General features: G+C 61.6%; 21 protein-coding genes. 11 read left to right on the top strand and 10 right to left on the bottom strand.

Features of this window, described 5'->3' with window-relative positions; translation table 11 throughout:
• Nucleotides 1-19 precede the first annotated feature (19 nt).
• From cobS to V8J81_RS04795, 11 genes are all read left to right on the top strand, one after another.
• Entirely contained in the window at nucleotides 20-1,009 is a 990-nt protein-coding gene (gene cobS, locus V8J81_RS04845) for a cobaltochelatase subunit CobS (RefSeq protein WP_368477600.1), read from the top strand.
• Nucleotides 1,002-1,313, top strand: a complete 312-nt coding sequence (locus V8J81_RS04840; RefSeq protein WP_368474617.1) for a hypothetical protein — start codon at nucleotides 1,002-1,004, stop codon at nucleotides 1,311-1,313. The genes cobS and V8J81_RS04840 overlap by 8 nt, the downstream gene beginning before the upstream one ends.
• 29 nt (nucleotides 1,314-1,342) lie before the next feature.
• Nucleotides 1,343-2,263, top strand: a complete 921-nt coding sequence (locus V8J81_RS04835) for a hypothetical protein (protein WP_368474616.1) — start codon at nucleotides 1,343-1,345, stop codon at nucleotides 2,261-2,263.
• Between the two features lie 66 nt (nucleotides 2,264-2,329).
• Nucleotides 2,330-2,815 carry a hypothetical protein gene (locus tag V8J81_RS04830; protein WP_368474615.1) on the top strand — a complete coding sequence of 162 codons (486 nt, stop codon included), beginning with the start codon at nucleotides 2,330-2,332 and terminating at the stop codon, nucleotides 2,813-2,815.
• A gap of 42 nt (nucleotides 2,816-2,857) precedes the next feature.
• Complete coding sequence (locus V8J81_RS04825) at nucleotides 2,858-3,799, top strand: threonine/serine dehydratase (RefSeq protein WP_368474614.1); 942 nt, start codon at nucleotides 2,858-2,860, stop codon at nucleotides 3,797-3,799.
• 136 nt (nucleotides 3,800-3,935) lie between these two features.
• A complete protein-coding gene (locus tag V8J81_RS04820) occupies nucleotides 3,936-4,340 on the top strand; it encodes a hypothetical protein (RefSeq protein ID WP_368474613.1) in 405 nt (134 codons plus the stop codon).
• Between the two features lie 65 nt (nucleotides 4,341-4,405).
• The gene (locus V8J81_RS04815) at nucleotides 4,406-5,065 is read left to right on the top strand and encodes a hypothetical protein (RefSeq protein ID WP_368474612.1); all 660 of its coding nucleotides are present in this window, start codon (nucleotides 4,406-4,408) and stop codon (nucleotides 5,063-5,065) included.
• Between the two features lie 36 nt (nucleotides 5,066-5,101).
• The gene (locus V8J81_RS04810; RefSeq protein ID WP_368474611.1) at nucleotides 5,102-5,761 is read left to right on the top strand and encodes a hypothetical protein; all 660 of its coding nucleotides are present in this window, start codon (nucleotides 5,102-5,104) and stop codon (nucleotides 5,759-5,761) included.
• A 50-nt stretch (nucleotides 5,762-5,811) separates the two neighbouring features.
• On the top strand, nucleotides 5,812-7,692 hold the full coding sequence (cobT, locus tag V8J81_RS04805) for a cobaltochelatase subunit CobT (RefSeq protein WP_368474610.1): 1,881 nt from the start codon (nucleotides 5,812-5,814) through the stop codon (nucleotides 7,690-7,692).
• A 179-nt stretch (nucleotides 7,693-7,871) separates the two neighbouring features.
• Nucleotides 7,872-9,677: an aminopeptidase P family protein gene (locus tag V8J81_RS04800; protein WP_368474609.1), complete on the top strand. Its 1,806-nt coding sequence runs from the start codon at nucleotides 7,872-7,874 to the stop codon at nucleotides 9,675-9,677.
• Between the two features lie 79 nt (nucleotides 9,678-9,756).
• Nucleotides 9,757-10,098: a DUF427 domain-containing protein gene (locus V8J81_RS04795; protein WP_368474608.1), complete on the top strand. Its 342-nt coding sequence runs from the start codon at nucleotides 9,757-9,759 to the stop codon at nucleotides 10,096-10,098.
• 4 nt (nucleotides 10,099-10,102) lie between these two features.
• On the opposite strand, the gene V8J81_RS04790 is transcribed toward V8J81_RS04795, so the two are convergent.
• From V8J81_RS04790 to V8J81_RS04745, 10 genes are all read right to left on the bottom strand, one after another.
• Nucleotides 10,103-11,227, bottom strand: a complete 1,125-nt coding sequence (locus V8J81_RS04790; protein WP_368474607.1) for a hypothetical protein — start codon at nucleotides 11,225-11,227, stop codon at nucleotides 10,103-10,105.
• Nucleotides 11,228-11,273: 46 nt separating this feature from the next.
• A complete protein-coding gene (locus V8J81_RS04785; RefSeq protein WP_368474606.1) occupies nucleotides 11,274-12,341 on the bottom strand; it encodes a hypothetical protein in 1,068 nt (355 codons plus the stop codon).
• Between the two features lie 60 nt (nucleotides 12,342-12,401).
• On the bottom strand, nucleotides 12,402-14,090 hold the full coding sequence (locus V8J81_RS04780; protein ID WP_439649866.1) for a chloride channel protein: 1,689 nt from the start codon (nucleotides 14,088-14,090) through the stop codon (nucleotides 12,402-12,404).
• A gap of 161 nt (nucleotides 14,091-14,251) precedes the next feature.
• Nucleotides 14,252-15,907, bottom strand: a complete 1,656-nt coding sequence (recN, locus tag V8J81_RS04775) for a DNA repair protein RecN (RefSeq protein ID WP_368474605.1) — start codon at nucleotides 15,905-15,907, stop codon at nucleotides 14,252-14,254.
• Between the two features lie 40 nt (nucleotides 15,908-15,947).
• Complete coding sequence (locus V8J81_RS04770; RefSeq protein ID WP_368474604.1) at nucleotides 15,948-16,847, bottom strand: outer membrane protein assembly factor BamD; 900 nt, start codon at nucleotides 16,845-16,847, stop codon at nucleotides 15,948-15,950.
• A gap of 146 nt (nucleotides 16,848-16,993) precedes the next feature.
• Nucleotides 16,994-17,911 carry a UDP-3-O-acyl-N-acetylglucosamine deacetylase gene (gene lpxC / locus V8J81_RS04765; RefSeq protein WP_368474603.1) on the bottom strand — a complete coding sequence of 306 codons (918 nt, stop codon included), beginning with the start codon at nucleotides 17,909-17,911 and terminating at the stop codon, nucleotides 16,994-16,996.
• A 276-nt stretch (nucleotides 17,912-18,187) separates the two neighbouring features.
• Nucleotides 18,188-19,825, bottom strand: coding sequence for a cell division protein FtsZ (ftsZ, locus tag V8J81_RS04760; protein WP_368474602.1), 1,638 nt, complete (start codon nucleotides 19,823-19,825; stop codon nucleotides 18,188-18,190).
• Nucleotides 19,826-20,015: 190 nt separating this feature from the next.
• A complete protein-coding gene (gene ftsA / locus V8J81_RS04755; protein ID WP_368474601.1) occupies nucleotides 20,016-21,344 on the bottom strand; it encodes a cell division protein FtsA in 1,329 nt (442 codons plus the stop codon).
• A complete protein-coding gene (locus tag V8J81_RS04750) occupies nucleotides 21,341-22,261 on the bottom strand; it encodes a cell division protein FtsQ/DivIB (RefSeq protein WP_368474600.1) in 921 nt (306 codons plus the stop codon). The genes ftsA and V8J81_RS04750 overlap by 4 nt, the downstream gene beginning before the upstream one ends.
• Entirely contained in the window at nucleotides 22,249-23,199 is a 951-nt protein-coding gene (locus tag V8J81_RS04745) for a D-alanine--D-alanine ligase (RefSeq protein WP_368474599.1), read from the bottom strand. The genes V8J81_RS04750 and V8J81_RS04745 overlap by 13 nt, the downstream gene beginning before the upstream one ends.
• Nucleotides 23,200-23,254 lie beyond the last annotated feature (55 nt).

The following is a 23,254-nucleotide window of genomic DNA, read 5'->3' as shown; positions in this document are numbered from 1 at the left end:
CGACGAATTTGAGGGCACCATGGCCGACGGAAGCAGCTTGAACATCGATGCAAAGCCAACCGAAGAGATCTCGGTTCGGGAAGTGTTTGGCATCGACACCGATATGAAGGTGAAGGGCTTTGCTGACCGCACCGACCGCGTGCCTGAGGTGGACAGCACCTACAAGTTCGACCCCGACACCACGATGGCGATCCTTGCTGGCTTCAACAACAACCGCCGCGTTATGGTTCAGGGCTACCACGGCACAGGTAAATCCACGCACATCGAACAGGTCGGCGCGCGGCTTAACTGGCCGACGGTGCGTGTAAACCTCGACAGCCATATCAGCCGGATCGACTTGATCGGTAAGGACGCGATCAAGCTGCGCGACGGCAAGCAGGTCACCGAATTCCACGAAGGCATCCTGCCTTGGGCGCTACGCAACCCGGTTGCGATCGTGTTCGACGAATACGACGCGGGCCGTGCGGACGTGATGTTCGTGATCCAGCGCGTGCTGGAGCATGACGGCAAGCTGACGCTGATGGACCAGAACGAGATCATCACGCCGAACCCGAACTTCCGCCTGTTCGCCACGGCCAACACTGTCGGTCTGGGCGATACAACCGGCCTTTATCATGGCGTGCAGCAGATCAACCAAGCGCAGATGGACCGGTGGAGCCTCGTGGCGACACTGAACTACCTTAGCCATGACGCCGAGGTGAACATCGTTCTGGCCAAATGCCCGCATTACAACACCGAAGCCGGGCGCAAGACGATGAACCAGATGGTCACGGTGGGTGAGCTTACGCGGACGGCATTTATGAACGGCGAGCTTTCGACCGTGATGAGCCCGCGGACGATCATCAACTGGGCGCAGAATGCCGAGATCTTCCGCGATGTGGGCTACGCTTTCCGCGTCTCGTTCCTCAACAAATGTGACGAGCTTGAGCGCCAGACAGTCGCAGAGTTCTACCAGCGTTGCTTTGACGAGGAACTGCCCGAAAGCGCTGCCTCGATGAGCCTTGGCTGAAGACACGGATACGACCCCCCGCCCGCGTCGCCGGACGGGGTGGTGGGTGCTGTTCACGTTCATTCTGCTTTGGGGTCTGCAGGCGGGCTTTCCGCTTTACATTATCTTATCTGAAGGCGTTGCATCGGGCTTTGATTGGGCCGGTTTCATTGGCTTTTCGCTCGGATTAATCGCGATCCCTTTGTTATTGGGGTGCCTTGGTCTTTTGTGGCGGAAACGGCCCGGGCTTGGGTTCTTCATCGTGGCCTTTGCGGCATTCGTTGTGCTGAATTCTGCAAACATCGTAGCGGCAGGTCAGGTATGAGGGCAGCGGCGCTTTTGCTGGGAGCTGTCTTGAGTGTTGGGGCTGCGCAGGCGAGCCCGCCGGGAGACCAGCCCTTCTCCCCGCCCCAATCCGTTGAAGAGGCACGATTTGCAATTGCCTGGTATGGGGCAGCCTGCCTGCTTGGGGCTTCTGAGGTCGACCTTTACGGCAATATTATCCGTATCGAGGATGTAGCAGAAGATTCCGGAGTATCAGTGGATCGAATCCGGGCGCTGTCAGAGGCGCGGGCGGCGGAGCATGATATCGCGGTGGATGTCCTGCGTCGTGGCGGAGAGCCGTTGCGTGACCCACCTGAACCGTTCCTGACGATCCTGCGGCAGGCGCAAGCCGATTGCCAGGATTGGGACCGGTCGCGGCGGGTGTTGGAGCGGGAGCTTTCTGCGGACCGGCTACCAGATGTTTCACCGCCACGCGTGACGGCCCTGCGTGATGATATTGATCCCCGGCCCTTCGATTTTGAGCGTCGTCAGCGGCTGACGGCGGTCATTCGAGGGATCGACGAGGCTTTAGCGGCAGGGGATTTCGCGGCGGATCTTGAGGGCTTGTTGCAAGCGGTCAGCGGACGGGCCGGGTTGACGCTTGAAGATGTTCGGCACGGCTTGGGAATCTACTCGTTGCTGCCTAATATCGATCCTGCTGAGGCCCTTGCCACCGATCTGCTTTTGCCAACCCCGACCCAGTTCGCCGACCTTACAGCGGACGAAGTCGCACACCTCGTGGAGCGGATGGAGACCAATTCGCAAGATCCGTTCGGCCGCTACTATCTTGGTTTGGTCCTAGTAAACGTAAACCAGCTTGACGAAGCGTTCGTCATGATGTTCCGGGATCGCGACACAGGTGCAACGGGCGAAGTCAGCGAGACGACCTATCCGCCCCGAACGTGTCACAACATCGCTGGAAGTGCTGCATTGTTGTGCCCTTCGCCCTGAACAAGCGCATGAGGGGGCCGTTGCCACGGGTTTTCCCCTCGACGCAGGGCCCTGATATGCGACTTCATGCGTTCTGTCATGCACCGCACCATCTTCATTTTGCCCTGTTTGGGGGTCCTGCTGGCCTGCCAGCCAGCATATTCGCCGGGCCAGACCATCACCTTGGCGGACGGCGAAGTGTGCCAAGTCTTGGGGCCTGACCCGCAGGGCACGCGCCTGCAATGCGCCACGCGCGGTACGATCGTCGCGGACATTCAAACGCCTGATATCAACGCGCAACTGAACCCCGAACTCGCGCCGGGCGTGAACCTCAGCGACATTCCAGGTGTGCCAAACATCCCCGTCATTCCGCAAAGCAGGGCGGAGGCGGAATGTCGTGCAGGCCAGCATGTCCAGGGCCGTGTGCGAGGCGCTGTTGAGGGCGCCGTTCTCGATGCTGTGGGGCTACCCGGCAACACGCTCGGGATTTGGCGGCGGAGTCAGGAGATTGCGCGCCGAATCGAGGGGCGACCGGCGGCCCCTGCGCCATCGGACCCGTGCGCGGACCTTTGAGAGCGGATTGACGCCCCTGCCCCCTCGGTCCATCGTCCGGCCATGCCCTACCCTACCCCCCAAGAGATTGCCGACGCCGCGCCTTTGATCGCGCCTTACATCCGCAAAACGCCGATCCTGTCCGTTCCTGCGGACGCGCTTGGCCTATCCGGCCCAATCACGCTGAAGCTTGAGCACACGCAAGTGACCGGTTCCTTCAAGGTGCGCGGGGCATTCTTCAACATGCTGACGCGGGAGGTGCCTGAGGTTGGGATCGTCGCCGCATCAGGCGGCAATCACGGCGCGGCCGTGGCTTACGCGGCCACTAAGCTGGGGCACAAGAGCCGCATCTACGTGCCCAAAGCCATCGCGAAGGAAGAAAAACTGCGCCGGATGCGCGCGTTTGGAGGCGAAGTTGTGCTGACGGATGGCTCCGTCGCGGACTGCATGGAGGAATATGCGGCATTTGCTGAGGACAGCGGTGCGCTGTCGGTTCATCCCTATGACACGGTGCCGACGCTAACCGGCCAGGGCACGGTGGCTAGAGAGATCGAAGAGCAGACCGGCGGGATCGACACGATCCTTGTCTCCACAGGCGGCGGTGGCTTGATTGGCGGCGTAGCCTCTTGGTTGCGGGATCGGGTCAAGATCGTCTCGGTCGAGACCGAAGGCACGAACACGTTGGAGCGGTCGCTGCGTGAGGGGCCGGAGATAGATGTCTCTGCCAGCGGCGTCGCGGCTGGCTCACTTGGTGGGCCGCGTCTTGGCGTCGACAGTTTTGAGGCGATCCGCAACCATGTGGATGAGGCCGTTATCGTGGACGATGCGGCAACCTACGAGGCGGCACAGAGGCTATGGGAAGGCACCCGGCTGGTGGGCGAGCCCGGCAGTGCGGTCGCGTTGGCCGCGCTCACATCGCGTGCCTATGTGCCAGCTGCCGATGAGCGTGTCTGTGTCCTGCTGTGTGGTGCCAATGCCGAACCAGATTGGTTCGTAACCGCCTAAAGATCATGCAAGGCAGCAACATAACGCAACGGCACCTGCATTTGTGATTTGGGCGGATTTCCGCCGTCTGCTATTCTGTGCCCGCGACGGTCGGACGGAAAAACGATCCGACTGCAATCACGTGAAGGGGAAGATAATGCGTCAATCACGGCTTTGGGCCGCGGCTGTTGCCGTGTGCCTGTCCGCCGCCCACGCGGGGGCCTCACCACTGAACTGGCCCGACGAAGGCGAAGCGATGGCGTTGCATTGCGCAGCGGTCTTGTCGGCTTACGGCCATGCCTATGAATTCGCCAACGATCTTGCGCAGGTCGAGGCGCTGCCGTTCGGCGGCCCGCCTGCGACTTTGGTACAGGAGGCAGGCGGCGATGCTAGCCTCAGCGCCATTGAAGAGCTGGCGGCAGGCTATTTCAGCCATGCCGAAAGCGTCGCGCGGACGAACTTTTACCCACGATTGGTCGGGGATGGCACGCCGTATCTTGCCGACGACGGGCGGGAGTTAGTGATGGCCGTACAATCTTGCGTGGATCGCTACGCGCTGTAAGGGTTTCCCGCACTCGACGGGGCGGCGGGCTTGAGGGCACTGTCTTCGCATTGAGCGGAGTGATTATGCTGTCCAAATCCCGCATAACAGGCCCTGTGTTGGCCCTGATCGTGTCGGCCCCTGCTTTGGCCGACGCCCCTGCCCCCACGGCAATGGAAGCTGCCATCGCCGCACGGTTGGTGGATGCGGCCTGCTTTGATGTGGCGCCAGGTGGCGCGGCCTGCGACCGTGTCCTTCTTCTGACCTCGGAAACGTTGGAAGGCATGGTCGATCTGCTGATCGTCCCCTCGAACGAGGCCATGGCGCCTTTGGTTGCGCGCGATTTCGCATTGCACCGCGATCTGGATGGGCAGCGCGCCCGGTTGGCCAATGGCGAGAACGGCAGCTTTCTGGTGCATTCGCAACAGTCCAGCCATGGCCGCTATCCTTGGTTCGAAACGCTCGAAATCGCCTATCACGACGATGCATTTCAGGTCGTTGGTTACATGTACAGCACCTATGATCGCCCGATGGGTGGCGATTTCAGCTGCGATGTCGATCTGGTCGCCGGGACATGGCGCGCCGTTGGCGTTCGAGTGGATCCGGAGTCAATGGAAGATACGATAGACTGGGATACAGTCGGTCAGGACTTTCCCGATGAAACGGACGTGCGCTGGTGGTCTTTTCGGGAACCGCCGCCGCATTGCGATGAAATCCTTGCGAGCTGGTTTGACCACGCACCTTAGAACAGTGACGCCATCTGGTGAGATTGGAGACGATTTATGAGGTATCTGGCACTCGCGGCGGTCTTGCTCGCAGCGGCCCCTGCCCTTAGCCAAGAGCTGACAGAGGCCGAGGCGCAGGTGCTCCCGCGCCTGATCGACAGCCTGTGCATTGACCTGATCGACGCCCGCAATGGCTGTGAAACGGCAGTTCTTTTGGCTTCGGAGGAAGAACCAGACGCCGCTGATCTGGTCATCTTCTCGGATCGACGGGCCCACGATCCGCAAAGTATTTTGGCCGTGGTGCGCAACATCGCGTTCAACGGCCCCATGTTCGGTCAGGCGCCTTGGTTGGAGGCGGCCGAGAATGGCTCACTGCTTTTGCAATCCGAGCAGATCGGCATAGGCCGCAATCCCTGGTCTCGGACCCTGACCATCGCGTTTCGGGACGATGCTTTGTTGATCGCGGGCTTCACCCACGCAACCTATGACCGGCTCGACGCCAGTGTTTTTCGATGCGACGTGAATATCCTGACAGGCGCATGGGAGGTGTTCGCAGAACGATCCGGCGAGGACCCTGAGGGGCCTTTGCTTTACCAATCAGAAGAGACCGGAAACATCGAGCCTGAGACGATCGCCCTAGTGGCTTGGGATTGGAACACCCCAATGCCGGAGCCCTGTTCCGCGACGCTTACGGAATGGTGGGAGTACGCACCCTAGACGGGCCTGTTCCCCTTGCCCTCACCGCGTCTGCGGTCCACATATCGGGCATGAGCAAGTTCAACCCATCCGACAACCCTGCGGACCCGTTCAAGAAGGCCCTGGCCGAGGCAACCCGCGTGATGGCAGACGACCCTGATCTGGCGGTCACATACACCGTGGACCCTCCGGGCCTGTCGGGCGATAGCGTGCGACTGCCACAGGTTAGCCGCCGCATGACCCGCGAAGAGGTCCTGCTGGCGCGCGGCACGGCGGATGCGCTTGCGTTGCGGCACAAGTACCATGATCAAGGCACCGCCGCGCGCTATGCGCCGCAGGGTGCTATGGCGCGCGACCTTATGGAAGCGATGGAAACGGCTCGGTGCGAGGCGATGGGCGCGCGCGACATGCCCGGCACCGCTGGCAATATCGATGCCAAGATCGGCTCGGACGCGCGGCGCAAGGGGTATGGCGAAATCCGTGATGCGGCCGATGCGCCATTGGCCACCGCCGCGGGCTACTTGATCCGCCATCTGGCGACAGGCCGTGACATGCCGGCCGAGGCGGCCAATGTGATGGAGTTGTGGCGTGGGTTCATCGAGGATCGCTGCGATGGAACGCTAGAAGACCTGCAGGAAGTGCTGTCAGACCAGACCTCGTTCGCGAAATTTGCGCGGCAGTTGATCGACGATCTGGGTTATGGCGACCAGTTGGGCGACGACCCTGACGATATCGACGACGAGTCCGATGAGGATGCGGGTGAGGATCAGGAAGATGATCAGCCCGACTCCACCGGCGAAGACGACAATCAGGAAGAAGAGGCCGAAGCCTCGCCCGAGCGCAGCCAGGAAGAGCAGCAGGATGCCTCCCAGGCGCAGGTCGAAATGGACGACAATGGCGAGACCGAGGATATGGAGGAGCAGGAGCTGCCCGATGGCGAAGCCCCGCTCGACCCGCCGCCCCCTGCCCCGCATTCCGAGGCTGATCCCGATTACGTGGTGTTCTCGACCGATAATGACGAAGAGATCGCTGCCGAGGATTTGGCCGAAGCGCAGGAGCTGGAGCGTTTGCGCGCATATCTCGACCAACAGTTGGAGCCTTTGAAGGGTGCTGTTTCGCGGTTGGCCAACAAGTTGCAGCGCCGCTTGCAGGCACAGCAAAATCGCTCGTGGGAGTTCGACAAGGAAGAGGGCATTCTAGATGCCGGACGTCTAGCGCGCGTTGTAGCGAACCCGACCACGCCGCTGAGCTTCAAGATCGAGCATGACACCGAGTTCCGCGACACCTGCGTGACGCTCCTGTTGGATAACTCCGGCTCCATGCGCGGGCGGCCCATTTCGATTGCCGCGATTTGTGCCGATGTTCTGGCGCGGACGCTGGAGAGATGCGGCGTGAAGGTTGAAATCCTGGGCTTCACCACGCGGGCCTGGAAAGGCGGCAAGGCGCGCGAGGAATGGCTTGGCCAAGGTCGCCCGCAGCAGCCCGGTCGCCTTAATGATCTGCGCCACATCATCTACAAGAGTGCCGATGCGCCGTGGCGGCGCGTACGCGACAATCTCGGCCTCATGATGAAAGAGGGCCTGCTGAAGGAAAACATCGACGGCGAGGCGCTGGAATGGGCCCACCGGCGCATGGCAGGACGGCCTGAGGCGCGCAAGATCCTGATGGTGATCTCGGACGGGGCACCGGTGGACGACAGCACGCTATCAGTGAACCCGGCCAACTATCTTGAGAAGCACCTGCGTGATGTGATCGCAATGGTCGAAAAACGCCGCGCGGTTGAGTTGCTTGCCATTGGCATCGGCCATGATGTGACGCGCTATTATGAGCGCGCGGTGACGATTACGGACGCCGAACAACTCGCCGGTGCGATCACTGAGCAATTGGCCAGCCTGTTCGACACCGATCCGCGGGCGCGCGCGCGTGTGATGGGGATGCGCAAGGCGAGCTAGGGATTGCGCCGGCTACGCCGTCGCCGGTGGAAATTTTCCAAGGGAAAATTGCGGCTCGGAGGGCGAAGGGTGCCACCATTATTGCATGGATTGCCTTCGGTTGAGGGGGCGTTCTTGCATATTTTTGGAACAAAGATGGGGTGTTTGTTCCCTGTCCTGACCCGTGGGGGAGAGCGGAAATGTTTCAGAGCTTCAGCGCGACGACGCGGCCCGAAGATGGGATTGGACGCCTGGCTGACCTGCGCGCTCATCTTGGCTCGCAGGGATTGGACGGGTTTCTGGTGCCTCGGGCAGACGCGCATCAGGGGGAGTATGTGGCCCCTTGTGATGAGCGTTTGGCCTGGCTGACGGGCTTTACTGGGTCGGCGGGGTTTGCAGCCATCTTGCCGGACATTGCGGGCGTTTTCGTGGACGGACGTTACCGCGTGCAGGTCAAGGCGCAGGTAGCAGACGCATTTACGCCGGTGGACTGGCCTGAAGTGAAGCTGGGGGATTGGCTGATTGAGCACATGCCAGGCGGCGGCGAGATTGGCTTTGATCCATGGCTCCACACCATCGACGAGATTGCGCGATTGGAGGCCAAAGTTGGGCCGCATCAGATCAGCCTTGCCCCGGTCGACAACGCGGTTGATACCATCTGGGGCGAGGTCCGGCCGGGCCGACCAGAGGGTGCCGCTTCGCCCTACCCGGAGGCGCTTGCCGGTGTTTCAAGCGCCGACAAGCGGGCGGAGGTATTGTCTGTCTTGCGGGAGAATGGGCAGGGGGCGGTCGTTTTGACCTTGCCGGATTCGATCAACTGGTTGCTCAACATTCGGGGTGCAGATCTGGCGCATTTGCCGGTGGTGCAGGCCTTTGCGATCCTTGATGCGTCCGGCGCAATGGCCGTGTTCTCGGATCCGGAGAAATTTCAAGGGCTCGACCTTGGCCCGGATGTGAAGATCGTCCCGTGGGATGCGTTTGAGCCCGCACTTGCCGAACTCAAAGGCCCCGTGCGCGTCGATCCTGCCACCTGTCCAGACGCGGTTCGCTGGGCTTTGGACGGGGCCGGAACACAGATCGTGAAGGGAGCAGACCCTTGCCTGCTGCCCAAGGCGCGCAAAAGTCCCGCAGAGCTGGCCGGTAGCGCAGAGGCACACTTGCGCGACGGGGTCGCCATGGCGCGGTTCCTGCATTGGTTCGATGAAACAGCCACGGGCGGCACGCTTACCGAAATCGACGTGGTCAAGCGGTTGGAGGCGTTCCGGGCAGACAGCGGGGCGTTGCGGGATATCTCCTTCGACACGATTGCCGGCGCGGGGCCGAATGGGGCGATTGTCCATTACCGGGTGACGGAGGAGACAAATGCTCCGGTCCTGATGGGGCAACTGTTCCTTATCGACAGTGGCGGGCAATACGAGGATGGCACAACGGACATCACACGGACCCTGCCTGTGGGAGAGGTGGGCACGGAAGAGAAAACCTGCTTCACGCTTGTGTTGAAAGGCATGATAGCGATCCACCGTGCGCGTTTCCCTAAAGGCGTCAGCGGTGCGCATCTTGATGCCTTGGCCCGCGCGCCGCTTTGGGCGACTGGGCGCGACTATGACCACGGCACGGGGCACGGCGTTGGTGTCTACCTGAGCGTACATGAAGGGCCGCAAAGGCTTGCGCGGACCGGGCAAGTGCCATTTGAGCCGGGTATGATCCTGTCCAATGAACCGGGCTATTACCGCGAGGGCGCGTTTGGGATTCGGATCGAGAACCTCATTTACGTGGTCGAGGCACCCGAAGGCGCAGATACGCATCGGGATATGCTGGGGTTCGAGACCCTGACATTTGCCCCGATTGACCGGCGCCTGATCGTGGCAGAGATGCTGGCCCCGGAAGAACGGGATTGGCTGAATGCCTACCACGCAGAGGTCCTGAAAAAGATCGGCCCGCGCCTTGAAGACGGCGGGTTTAGCGCGACGGCCACGTGGCTACGGGACGCGTGTGCGCCAATCTAGACCGAAACGCGCTTGTGCCCTGTGCAAACCCAATCGGGCGCGGTAAAAGCGGCGTTCAACTTTCGGGGGGAAAGACACCATGGCAGACCATATCAAGATCCGTAAGGTATCCGGCACATGGGTTGTGCGCGCCAGCGGTGCGGTTCTGGGCGAAAGCGCCAATGCGCTGGAGCTGACCGAAGGGTCCTATCCACCCGTGATCTACTTCCCGCGCGAAGATATCGGGATGAGCTTTCTGGAACAGACAAGCTCGACCACGCGCTGCCCGCATAAGGGGACAGCGACTTATTTCACGGTTTCGGGCCCCGATGGCGAGATTGTGGATGCGGCGTGGAGCTATGAAAACCCGCTCGACCAGGTGAGCGAGATTGCCGGGCATATCGCCTTTTATTCGGACCGGGTTGCCGTCGAAAAGCTCTGAACCCTCAAGGGTTCAAGATATATTGCAAGTCACCGCTAATTAGTAGAGTCGTCAGCCTGTTGGCCGGACGGTTGGGCAGCATGTCTTCTTCAGCTGCTGCGGATGACATGATGCTGATGGCAGGGACATCGCCAGGATGGGCGGTAACTGTTGTCCCATCTGGGAAGATAACCGAATAAGGTCTGCGAGCGCTGACGCTTAGGCCCTCAGCGAAGACACTTTGGGCAGTGGCTGTAAGCGCAGTGACATCTGTTTCAGGCTCAAAAGTCAGCACCATCAGGCCGATGTTTGACTCTGGCGTTGCGAGATCGAATGTCATCAATGCGTTCAAAGCGATCGCTGCCGTTCCCAAGTTAGCTTGCGCGAAAGCCGGAATTTGCGACGGATCCGCGACAACTCCGTTGGCGTAGCGGAGCACGGAGCCCATATCTGCATTCGCCGCGTCCAGAACATCGACGATCGCCGCAAGACGTGGATCGGTCGCGAGCGGCGCGCCCCCGGACGCCACGGCCTCAATCGCGGGCCAGCCGGGGGACCAGGCGATGCCGGTTTCAGTGAACAGGTACCGCCCCGACAGGCCAAGCATTCCGCCGAATGGGTTGGTCGTATCCCGAAGGTCGAGATTGATCGCGTAATCCTGCGATCCGACCCATGCAACATCGGCCCCGCCCCTTTGCTCCATGGTGACACTGTCGGATGCGTCCATCGCCGCGTGCAGTGCCGCCAATGGCTCGGCTGCCAGTTCAACGGTCGCCAGCCGGTTCGGCGGGGCTGAAAGCGTTAAGGATGCACCCAAATCGAATGGAGTTATGCCGAGCGCCGCGATGATCGCGTCGCGCTCAACCAAGACAAGCGATTGCTGGAACATCAGGGGAAGCGCACTGAGATGCGCGACATACGGATCTTGCGCCGGAAGCCCCGCTTCGTTCCGTAGATCTACGATGTTCAACGCGGCCTCGGGATCGCCGAATTCTAGCTCAACATAGGGCCGGTCGAAGGCGACAGACCCGATGGGAACAGACGATAGCGCCTGCCGGAACGACGACGTTGATTGGGCGGCTACAGGTGGGGCTGCTAGCGCACAGACTGCCAGAGCGGCACCGATGCCCTTTGAGAGCGTGTTGATCATGCTGAACTCTGGCCGATTTGTGGAGCGCGGCGCAAGCGCCATCACCCTATCGCGACAGGAGGAATCCAAGCCGACCACCTTCCAAAACGCTCAGGAAAACGGCGTAGGGGTCGTTGATTTCCGCGCCATTCTCGCCCCAATCGCTGCGCATGGTGATGGTGATCGTTTGCCCGCCTGAGCTGATCTCAGGCTCCGCCGGAGACGGGAGTTCAGACAGAATGGGCCAGGCCTCCCGCAGGCTGGTGGCGAGCGCCTCGGTATCGCGCCCCTCTTCAACGAGCAGGACCATCGCGGCGCCTTCGGTCTCACGGTTGGCGTAATCGGCAAGAGCAAGCCCTTCCAGCGGTCCGGCTTCCGCGCCGGTCACGGGAAGTGTTGCATCATTGCGCAACCAGCACCGGACAGAGACCAACGCGCCCAGATTGCCAACGCGCCGTAGCCCGGAAATGACGGCTTGCGCATCAGCGCGCGAGGCCAAAGTCTCGCCATTGGGAGACAGCGCCAGATCAAGCGCGCTCCATCCCGTGGCCCAAACGGCGCGGTCGCCAAGGAAGGCGATGCGAAGGGGCAGGCCCATATCGCCGCCGAATGGATTGGCCGGGTCGATCAGGTCCTCTGACGGCTGGAAATCATCGCCACCCGACCACATGAAGGGCGTGCCGCCGCGATCTTCCTCGGTCAATCCCCGTACATAAAGCGCGCCGCGCAGCCGCATTTCGCTGTCTGGGAAGATGTCGAGCGCGCCGACACGGGCGGCACCCTGCGCAACCTCCCACGTGTTCACCCAGTCGCTGGCCTGCAATCCGACCGCGGCCCGCAGGGCGGCATCGGCATTGGCCGCGATGATGGCTTGCTGGTTGGGTGCGGCAGACCGAAGCGCCGCGAACCGGTTGGGTGTATTGGGGTTACGCCCTGCTTGCGCGCCGCGCACGGCGATCCAGCGCACCGCATCGCCGTTACCGAAACCGGCGACAATCGCGCCCTCCCCCGCCTCCAATGCCGCCACGGGCACGCGTCCCAGAATGGTTTGCAGACGATCAGCTGCGCCCTGGGCACTGGCCGTGTTTGCAAGGAGAGCTATCGAAAATGCTAGAATGAGAATCCGTTTGAACATGGCATTAACCATGCCGCGCCTTGCGGCGTTCTCCAAAGAAAAATTCTGTTTCCAGCTTGGTCAGGAATGCTCTTCCGCCGCCGTCGCTGCCAAGGCGCGGTTATAGGCCTTCAGCGCGTCCACATGGAACAGCGCCCCTTCCAGCGCTGGTGGTCCACCCTGCGGCGACAGCTGCACCACAGGCACGAAGTCCAGACCGGTGCGTTCAAAGATCGGCAACGCGCTTTCGAGTGTCGCTTGGGTATCCGTAAAAATGCCCTGTTCGATCAGAGTGAAAAGCCGTTCCTGCGGAGCTGCGTTTTCGTGGGCCATTGGGCGCATGACGTTGCCGACACGGAACATCGACAGAAGATAGGCTTGCGGCCCGGCGGCGAGGTGAATGTTGCGACGCTCCAACTGGGTCAGGAAGAACGAACGATGCACCAGTTTCGTCGAAATCGCTGTCGACATAGAGACTGCCACCATCACGGCCAAACCTGTCTGCCAGTCGCCTGTCAGCTCAAACACGATCAGCGTGGTGGAGATCGGCGCACCGAGCACAGCGGCCGCAACGGCCCCCATCCCGGCCAGCGCATAGAGCGTCTCGGACCCAGAGACATCCGGGAAAATGCCCGTGGCCACCAAGCCAAAAGCGAGGCCCATGATTGCACCGATCATCAGGGAGGGTGAGAAGACGCCGCCCCCCATGCGCCCGGCGATTGTGATTGCAGCCGCGATCGCCTTGAGGATCGCCAGCACCACAGCTTCCCAAAGCAGAAGCTCTCCGGTCAATGCGGCCGAGGTGGTCTCGTAGCCGACCCCAATGATGTGCGGGAACCAGATGGCTATTCCACCAAGCATGAGACCCGCAATGGCGGGCCGCAGCCAGCGGGGCAAATTGATGCGGTTTTGCAGGGCCGTGCCCATGTCTTCGGCCCAAAAGGTACCGCGCATGAAGAGGACGGCGACAAAACCGCTGAGAATGCCGAGCAAAAGGAAGGCGGGCAGTTCCACGTAGAACTGCAACATGCTGTCGCTGCTGAGCATAAATTCGGTCACATTCCCGAATTCCAGGCGGTTGATGATTGTGCCCGCAGCACTGGCGATCACGATGGGCGCGAAGGCGTGCACGGCGAAGTGGCGAAGGACAACCTCCAGCGCGAAAATCGCGCCCGCGATTGGGGCATTGAAGCTAGCGGAGACGGCGGCAGCCACCGCGCAGCCCAGAAGATCGCGACCGGTAATTCCGTCGGCATTGATCCAACGAGAGATCTTGGAGGAGATGACGGCGGCCAAATGCACGACCGGCCCTTCCCGACCGCTCGATCCGCCGGAGCCGAGTGTGATCAACGATGCAGCAGCGGAGGCGAGGCCAGCCCGGCCCTCGACCCGGCCTTCGTTCAGGGCAGCACCCTCAATCACATCTGCGACCGAGCGCACCCGGCCATCGGGTGTGAAATGATGCAGGATCGCGCCCACGATCAGGCCACCGCCCACGGGAATGATCAGGATCACCCACCAGGGCAGGCTTTCGGCAAAGGAATGCAACATGCGCACATCCTCCACCCCGTAGAGCGTGGTTTGCAGCCAGGAAATTCCTTTGCGGAAGAGGAGGGCCGCGAAGCCTGCGAGTACACCTATTAGCAAGGCAATCAGCCAGAATTGGAACTGGCTTGGCCCCTTTTCCAGCAATAAGGCCCATGCCCCGCGCGCGCCCATCACCAGCCTATGGGCTTGGGTCTGGACATATCCGCGAGGTGGTACGGCCACGGCGGGCTCTCTTTCTGCTTGGCGCGGTAAGTGGCATGCTTGGCCATCCCTGCCCCGGCACCGCGCGCACCGGCCAGTCAGGTGGCCTGATTTCAGTGGTAGACGAGGGCCAAGGCTTTGAAAACCCGGCACCTCTTCAATTCAGCGTTTCCTTGCGGGGCTTAGGTGCCGCCACCCAAGAGGGCCTTCGCGGCCTCTCGCGCTGCATCGGTGATGGTATCGCCTGCCACCATGCGTGCGACTTCGTCTATGCGTTCGTCTTTCGACAGGCGCACCACACGACTGAAGGTCACGCCCTTTTCGACCGATTTCGCAACCTGCCAATGATGCGCGCCCAGGGCCGCGACTTGGGGAGAGTGGGTCACGACAAGCACCTGACCGCCGTCCGCAAGCGACGCCAATCTGCGCCCGACCGCGTCGGCTGTGGCACCGCCAACGCCGCGGTCGATTTCATCAAAAATCATAGTCAAACCAGAGGCTTCCGCCGTAAGGCACACCTTAAGCGCCAGAAGGAACCGCGAAAGCTCGCCACCGGATGCAATCTTGTTAAGCGCGCCGGCGGGGGCACCGGGGTTCGTGGCGACAGTGAAGGTGACAGCGTCTGTTCCATCGGGGCCCGGCGCGGACGGCTCGCAGCGCGTCTCGAACACCGCGCGCTCCATCTTGAGGGGCGCGAGTTCCGAAGCCATGGCTTTGTCGAGCTTCTTGGCGGCTGTCCTGCGCTTGGCGCTCAGCTGCTCTGCCACATCGCTGTAGGCGCGTTCCGCCGCTGCAAGCTGCGCCTGCAATTCCGCCAGCTCCGCCTCGCCACCGTCCAAGGCTGCCAAACGGCCCGATAGTTCGCTGGCTAACCCCGCCAGATCATCCGCCAGAATGTTGTGTTTCCGCGCAAGGCCGCGCAGCGCGAAGAGGCGTTCTTCAACCATCTCAAGCTCAGCCGGGTTGAATTCCAGCCGTTCGGCAAACGCTGCAACGCCTGCCTGCGCCTCACCCAGTTCCACCATCGCGCGTTCCAGGGCGGCAAGCGGGGTCTCCAACTTGCCCTCCGCCTGATCAACAACGCCATCAAGCCAACGTTGCGCATCGACGATTGCGCCCTCGGCACCGTTCAGGCCAAGCTCTTCGATCGCGCGCGCCACGTCCTCACGCATCTTCTCTGCCCCTTGCATCAGGCGGCGGCGTGTGTCGAGTTCGGCCTCTTCGCCCTCCAAAGGGGCGAGTTTTTCAAGCTCAGCTACAGAGTGGCGCAGAAACTCCTCCTCTGCGCGCATATCGGCCAATCGGGCCTCGGCGGCCTGCAAGGCCTTGGCCGCAGCCGCTTTGTTGCGCCAAGCTAAGGCAACTTTGTCGCGCAGCCCGTCGAGCCCGCCGAAATCATCCAACATTTTCCGATGGTTCTTGGGGTCGAGCAGCCCTTTGTCATCTTGCTGGCCGTGCAGTTCCACCAGACAGTCGGACAGAGCGCGCAGGACGTCGCCAGACACACGCCGGTCATTCACCCAAGCCGTTTTGCGCCCTTCAGGCGTGTTGATGCGGCGCAGAATCAATTCATCGGAAACTGGCAACCCGGCGTCTTCCAGAACGGCGCGGGCGGGGTGCCCATCGGCCAGTTCAAACTCCGCCAGAACCTCCCCCTGCTCGGCACCTGCGCGGACCAGATCAGCCCTGCCCCGCCAGCCAAGGACGAACCCAAGTGAGTCCAGCAAGATCGATTTGCCCGCGCCTGTTTCGCCAGTCAGCACGTTCAACCCGGGCTGGAACGCCAATTCCAGCCGGTCGATGATCAGCATGTCGCGTATATCGAGATGGCGCAGCATGGGATGGGTGTTCCCTAAGCTGTTGGGGGCGTCAAGCCGCTTACAGCCAATCGCCCCGAACGGTCTGCTGCCAGACTTCGCGCAGCCAGTTCTCTCCCGCTGCTTCCAACGACAGCCCCTGCCCCGTCAGCTGCCGATAGGCGTCGTCGTAGAAGGGCGAAGACCGGAAGTTGTAGCCAAGGATCGCGCCAGCGGTCTGCGCCTCTTCGGTCAGGCCAAGTGCAAGATAGCTTTCTACAAGACGCAACAGCGCTTCGGGGGTGTGCGATGTGGTCTGGAATTCTTCAACAACGACCCGGAAGCGGTTGATTGCAGAAGTATAATGCTGACGACGCAGATAGTAGCGCCCGACTTCCATTTCCTTGCCTGCGAGGTGATCAAAAGCGAGGTCGAAGCGCAGGATGGCGTCTTGCGTGTATTCGCTGTCCGGATAGCGCTCGATCACAACGCGAAGCGCTTGCAGCGCCTGATAGGTCACGCCCTGGTCGCGGCCGACCTGGTCGATTTGATCGTAGTAGCTGAGCGCAAGAAGGTATTGCGCATAAGCCGCATCTTCGTTGCCGGGATAGAAATCGAGGTAGCGCTGTGCGGCGACTCGGGCCGCCTCGTAATCGCCGTCCTCATGGTAGGCGAAAGCCGCCATGATCAGCGCGCGTTCGGCCCATTCCGAATAGGGATGCAGGCGCTCAACCTCGATGAACAGCTCAGCGGCATTGTCTGCCTGACCGCGCTCGAGCTCGTATTCGGCTTGTTGGTAGATTGTTTGGGCGTCGAGCTCTTCCAGCGGAAGGTTGGAACCGCGGCTGGCAAACAGACCGCCACCGCCGCCGCCAAAGAGGCCACCGCCACCACCGAACAATCCGCCGCCACCGCCGCAGCCCGCCAGAACGAGTGTCAGCGCAAGCGCAGCACCAGAAAGACGGAAGCGGGTGGTACTCATGCAAACGGCCCCAAATCCAAGCGCCAGCCAATGGCGCAGATAATCAGTTTCGCCCCATTCGAGGCTGATTGCACATCATCTAGCACATTCCTTTTGCGGGCAAAATCCCTGTTCCACGCATAAAGCGGTGGATCGCCCGGCAAAGGCTAGGCCACTTCGGCCAAATCACCGGTTTTGACCCCGACACCGGGCAGTCGTGCCGCCTGTTCGGGGCTGCATTCGACTAAGCGAACAGCGCCCGGCGTCGCGAAAAGTGCCCGAAGCAACTTGTTCGTCAACATGTGGCCTGAGCGGACACCGATATAGCGCCCAAGGATCGGAGCACCGGCCAGTGCCAAATCGCCTAGCGCATCCAGCATCTTGTGACGCACAGCTTCATCCGCATGGCGGAAGCCGCCCGGGCTCAGCACTTCATCGCCATCGACAACCACGGCGTTTTCGTAAGTTCCACCAAGGGCAAGCCCGGCTTCCTGCATCATGTCGACATCCGCCCGGCGGCAGAAGGTGCGGCTGTCACACAGTTCACGCACGAATTTACCGTTAGCCAGCTTCTCAATCCGGCGCTGGTAGCCGATCGCTTCGTCCACAAAGCTAATCGTGTAATCCATTTCAAGGCCGGGGGCCGGTTCAAGCTCAGCCCAGGCATCGCCATCTTCAACGCGGACTGGTTTGAGCACCTCGAATGCATGGATCGGGGCTGTCTGGCGCTGGATGCCTGCATCCAGAATACCCCGCACGAAAGGCGCGGCGGAGCCATCGAGAATTGGAAGCTCCGGACCATTCACTTCGACAAGGGCATTGTGAATGCCGCAGCCGACAAGGGCGGCCATGATATGTTCAATAGTCGAAACTTCTGTGCCGTCTTCCGCGACAAGGCGAGTGCACAGGCGGCTTTCGGGAACCAGGTTGTAGCGTGCCGGGATCATCTGGGCATCATCCAGGTCCGTACGACGAAACCAGATGCCGACATTGATGGCTTGCGGCAGAATGCTGACGGACGCGCCTTGGCCCGAATGGAGGCCAACGCCGTCGAACGTTACCATCTTGCGGATTGTCGCCTGCATCATTTCGCCTGCACTAACTGTCCCACCCGTATCGCGGCGCCCATTGACCTCGGGCGCTCTGCGGCATCGCAACCTAAGCTCTGTGCCTTTGCTGCTGAGAATGGCCTATCGGGGGCGCGCGCCATGGGCAACTCAACCTTTGTGACTCGCTGCAACAATGCTGAAAAGCGTCGGCAGTTTCTTGCCGGTTTTCTGGGGATAACTCTTCAAGCGATTGTTATTAATGCAAAAAAGGCCAGCGCTAGGCTGGCCTTTTCCAGATGTTTGTGACTGGCTTTAGTTCGCCTGGCGACGCAGAAATGCTGGAATTTCGATGCGTTCCTGATCCGGATCGACAATGCCGTCGTCCGCAGAGGTGGGTTGCGCGGGGGCGGGTGCTGGCGCCGGTGTTGCACCCATGGTGGGCTGCCGACGCTCAACCGGAGCAGGACCATCATCTGCACTGCCGGTCATCCGATTGATCAGCGAATTGATACCAAAGCCGCGCTTGGGCTCCTGCGCTTGTGCAGGTTCGACCTCTGCCCGAGGTGTGTCGCGCTGAATGGCGGCGCGCAGACGGGCCAGGGCTTCCGGCGTGGGCGAGCCAGCGGCAGCTGGCTTGGGTGCCACGTAACCCTGCTGGGGTTGCTCGGCCACGGCGGCGATCGGCGCGCGTGTCGGCGTCTGATCGAGGACCGGGGCTGGTGCTTCCGCGGCGGGTGCTGGTGCAGGCTGGTAAGCTGGCGGTGGCACGTCGTCCGATGCAACAACATCTGCCGTTTCAGCGGATGCCGCAGCTGCGTCAAAACCTTCGAACAGCGAAGGCTCCGTCCCGGTCGCTTCAGCCGCTTCCGGCACTGCAACTTCGGCGGGCGCTGGCTGCTCTGCAGGGGCTTCAGCTTCGGTCATGGCCGCAGCAGCTGCCGCCAGTTGGCGCGCAGGCATCGGCGCCTCAGCCTGACGTTCGGCCGCGTCGATGCCTGTGGCAACAACGCTGACGCGCATCTGGCCTTCCATATCGGTGTCGAGCGTCGAACCGACGATGATATTGGCTTCCTGATCCACCTCCTCGCGGATGCGGTTGGCCGCTTCGTCCAGTTCGAACAGGGTCAGATCGTAACCGCCGGTGACGTTGATCAAAACGCCCTTGGCGCCCTTCAGGCTGATCTCGTCCAGAAGGGGGTTCGCAATCGCCTTCTCGGCAGCAGCCAGCGCGCGGTTCTCACCGTCGGCCTCGCCCGTGCCCATCATTGCCTTGCCCATCTCGTTCATCACAGCGCGAACATCTGCAAAGTCGAGGTTGATCAGGCCCGGACGCACCATCAGGTCCGTCACACCCTTAACACCCTGATAAAGCACGTCATCCGCGAGGGCGAAGGCTTCGGTGAAGGTGGTTTTTTCGTTGGCGAGCCGGAACAGGTTTTGGTTCGGAATGATGATCAGCGTGTCGACAACCTTCTGAAGGGCTTCAATCCCCTCATCGGCCTGCTTCATCCGCTTGTTGCCTTCGAACTGGAACGGCTTGGTCACGACACCAACCGTCAGCACGCCCAGTTCACGGGCGGCCTGCGCGATGATCGGAGCAGCGCCGGTACCGGTGCCGCCACCCATGCCTGCGGTGATGAACGCCATGTGGGCGCCCGCCAGATGATCAACGATGTCTTCGATGCTTTCTTCGGCAGCACTTGCGCCGACTGCAGGACGCGCGCCAGCGCCAAGGCCTTCGGTCACGCGCGCACCCATTTGGATGCGGCTATGGGCGCGGCTTTGCTGTAGCGCCTGCGCGTCGGTGTTGGCGACGACGAATTCACAACCGTCCAGCTGCTGGTCAATCATGTTATTGACCGCATTGCCGCCGGCCCCGCCGACGCCGAACACTGTGATACGTGGCTTCAGCTCAGGCTGAGCGTCGGTCATGGTAAGATTAAGAGTCATGGATACTGTCCGCCTGTTTCTGTCCTGGCCTCCAGTCTTTTGCCGGATTGCCGTTCTGCCTCATTTATTGGGGGCAAGCCTACCGACTCGTTTCCGGCGCGTCACGCGGAAAATACCCCCAATGGGCGAAATGTGGCCACAATGTGACGGGAAAACCGGCGATTTAGCGTCTGCACCCCAGATGAAGGGCCTACCAGTTGTCGCGGAACCACTTAACGGCACGCCGGATGGACCGTGCAGGCAGTCGGTCGGCTGGCAAGTCGAAGTCCCACCATTCATCCTGCGGGCTGGCCGCAAACAGCGAAAGGCCGACACAGGCCGAAAAGGCTGAACCATAAGCGGACTGCGGAAGGCCAGCGACGCGCATCGGGCGCCCAAGACGCACCTGATTGCCGAGGATGCGGCTGGCCAAGCCATCGAGGCCGGGGATTTGCGCGCTTCCGCCTGTCAAAACGATCCGTTGGGACGGAAGATGCTCGAAACCGGCGGCATCCAAACGCGCGCGCACTTCTTCAAGGATTTCCTCAACGCGGGGGCGCATCACGCCGATCAATTCCGCACGGCTGACAGTGCGCCTGTCGTGGTGCCAGTCGCCAGTCTGCCCTTCGAGCTCGATGATTTCACGATCATCGAGGCCCGTGGCCATCAATCCGCCGAACTTGGTCTTGATCCGCTCCGCATCATCGACGGGGATTTGCAGGCCCTGGCTGATGTCGCGCGTCACATGGGCGCCGCCCATACGAACAGTATCAGCAAAAATCATGTGCTTTTTCATGAAGATAGAAAGCGACGTTGCCCCGGCCCCAAGGTCGATGCAGGCTGCGCCGAGTTCCTGCTCGTCTTCCACGAGCGAGGACATGGCCGCAACGTATGGCGCGCTGGCGACACCGGCCAGCTCCAGATCGCAGCGCTTCACGCAGTGCAGAAGTGTTTCGATCGCGGCTGCATCCACCGTCAGTAGATGCATGTCGCAAGACAAACGGTTCCCGACATGTCCGCGCGGATCGCCGAGGCCCGTGCGATGATCGAGGGAGAAATTCACAGGCTGCGCGTGCAGAACTTCGCGGCCCTGCCCGATTTCCGGCATATCGCACATCGCCAGAACGCGGCCAATATCGTGATCCTCAACAGCGCCCGTCTGAATCTCGACCTCACCAGTTAGGCCATAACTGCGTGGACGCGCCCCGCTGAGCGACACGATCACATGATCCACGCGAGCATTCGCCATCTTCTGGGCGGCCTGTACGGCGGTGCGGATCGCGCGCTCCGTCTCGTGGACCGTGTCGATTTCACCGAATTTCACGCCACGTGAACGGGTGGTCGCGGCCCCGATCACCCTGAACGAGGACTGCCCTGCCATAGCACCAATGCCGTCATCTTCGACCTGCGCGCCATCAAAGCGCAGCACAAGGCAAGCAACCTTGAAGGTGCCGATGTCTAGAACGGCAATCACACCGCGCCGCATGGCTTCCGTCCGCTTGGCCCGCATGGCCCGCTGCGTCTGATAGAGCAACGTCATCCCTGGTTCTCTCCACTCGTCCCATTCGCCACCAACGCACGGATGCGGCGAAACTCTTCCATAGCACCATCGGTCAGGCGCACCGTCAGGCGGCCTGGATTGCGCAAATCAACAGCCGTCAGATCGCGTGAGAGGATCTCACCCACGTCATGCAGGGCCAGCACCCGGTCGAACGCCCCGCGTGCGCCAGTTTCAGGCAGCATGATGCGGGTGTCATTTGTTAGAACAACGTCCCACCGCCGCTCGCCCATGCGCACCAATCCGTGCACACGGTCGCCGAGCGGAAGGGCCGCTTCGATCAGTTCCAATGCTTCGGGGACAGCGAGGTCCGCGCCCTCACCTGCCAGCAAAGGCAAAGGCCCATCCAGTTCGCGCTGGCCGAACCCGGCGATAAAATGGCCCTCATGGTCGATGATCGACAGGCCTTCATGGGTCAACCAAAGTGCGGCAGGGCGGCGTTCATCAATACGGACGGCTAGATAGCCACCGGTCTGAATGCGCAGATCCGCTGTACGCACGGCGGGCAGAGCCTCAAGCCGTCCGCGCAGTTCCTCAAGGTCGAGATCGAAAGAAGAGATCGGCAAATCAATCGCAAGAGCTGCGCGTACCTCTTCGGTGACGTCCTCACTGGCGCCATCAATGCCCAGAACGTTAACGCGAAATTCGGGGCGGTTTTCGACCTCGCGCCGGATCTCATAGGCGGCGTCGAACAGGCTTGCGACACGCTCTTCATCGCTCAGATACCAGCTGATCGCGGCGAACAGCAGGAACAGCGGAACACCGATATTCAACGCCTTGCGGAAAACGGGCGTCAGCCAAAGGCGCTGCACCCGGTAGCTGAGCCGCGACGGGGCCGGATCATGCGGTGCCACAGGCTGTGCGGGAACAGACGATTTGCGGGCAATCAACGATCGCATGACGCATCCTCCACCAACCAACGGCACAGCGCGCCGAACGACATGCCTTTCGCCTCGGCCTGCTCCGGCGTCAGCGAGGTGGGCGTCATGCCGGGCTGTGTGTTCGTTTCCAAGACGATCAGGCCATCGAGGCCTTTGGTCTCATCCCAACGGAAATCCGTGCGGCTAACACCGCGACAGCCAAGCGCAGTGTGGGCGCGGGCTGCCATATCCATGCAGGCATCGAAAATCTGTGACGGCACATTCGCGGGCACTTCGTGGCGGGAGCCGCCGGGTTTGTACTTCGCGTCGTAGTCGTACCAACCGTCCGTGATAATATCGGTCACGGTCAGCGCGCCGGGATCGTTCGGGCCATCGCCGAGGACGGAACAGGTCAGCTCACGGCCCGGGGCGAACTGCTCTACCAGCACCTCTTCGGGCATTTGGTCATCCAGTTGCGGCGGGCCGTTTGCAGCCTCATGCACCAGATAGACGCCAACAGAGGAGCCTTCATTGTTGGGCTTCACCACGTAAGGCGCATCCATCACATGCTCGGTGCGCACGCGGTCACGCGGTGCGATCACGGAATTCGCGACGGGAAGGCCGTGGCGGCGGTAGACGTCCTTGGCGCGGGTCTTGTCCATGGCGAGAGCCGAGGCCAACACACCGGAATGCGTGTAAGGCAGGCGCATCCATTCGAGCAGGCCCTGCACGCTGCCATCTTCGCCCCAGCGACCATGCAGCGCGTTGAAAACAACATCGGGCTTGGCCGCCCGAAGCGATGCGCACAGGTCTTCACCCGAGCCAAAGGCACCGGGATCGAGTTCGATCACGTCAAAACCTTCGCCGCGTAGCGCTTCGGCGCACCCTTGTCCGGTGCTCAGCGACACCTCGCGTTCAGCGGAGGGGCCACCCATCAAAACGACGACGCGGGAGGGGAGGCTGCTCTGCCCTGCCACCGCCTGGTCCTCAAACTGCCCGTCAGATACGTGCCTGCCGGGTCGGTTATGCCCG

The sequence above is a fragment of the Gymnodinialimonas sp. 202GB13-11 genome (assembly GCF_040932485.1).
Taxonomy (GTDB): Bacteria; Pseudomonadota; Alphaproteobacteria; order Rhodobacterales; family Rhodobacteraceae; genus Gymnodinialimonas; species Gymnodinialimonas hymeniacidonis.
The sequence above is the reverse complement of the archived record's forward strand: the minus strand, read 5'-3'. Positions and strand labels throughout refer to the sequence as shown.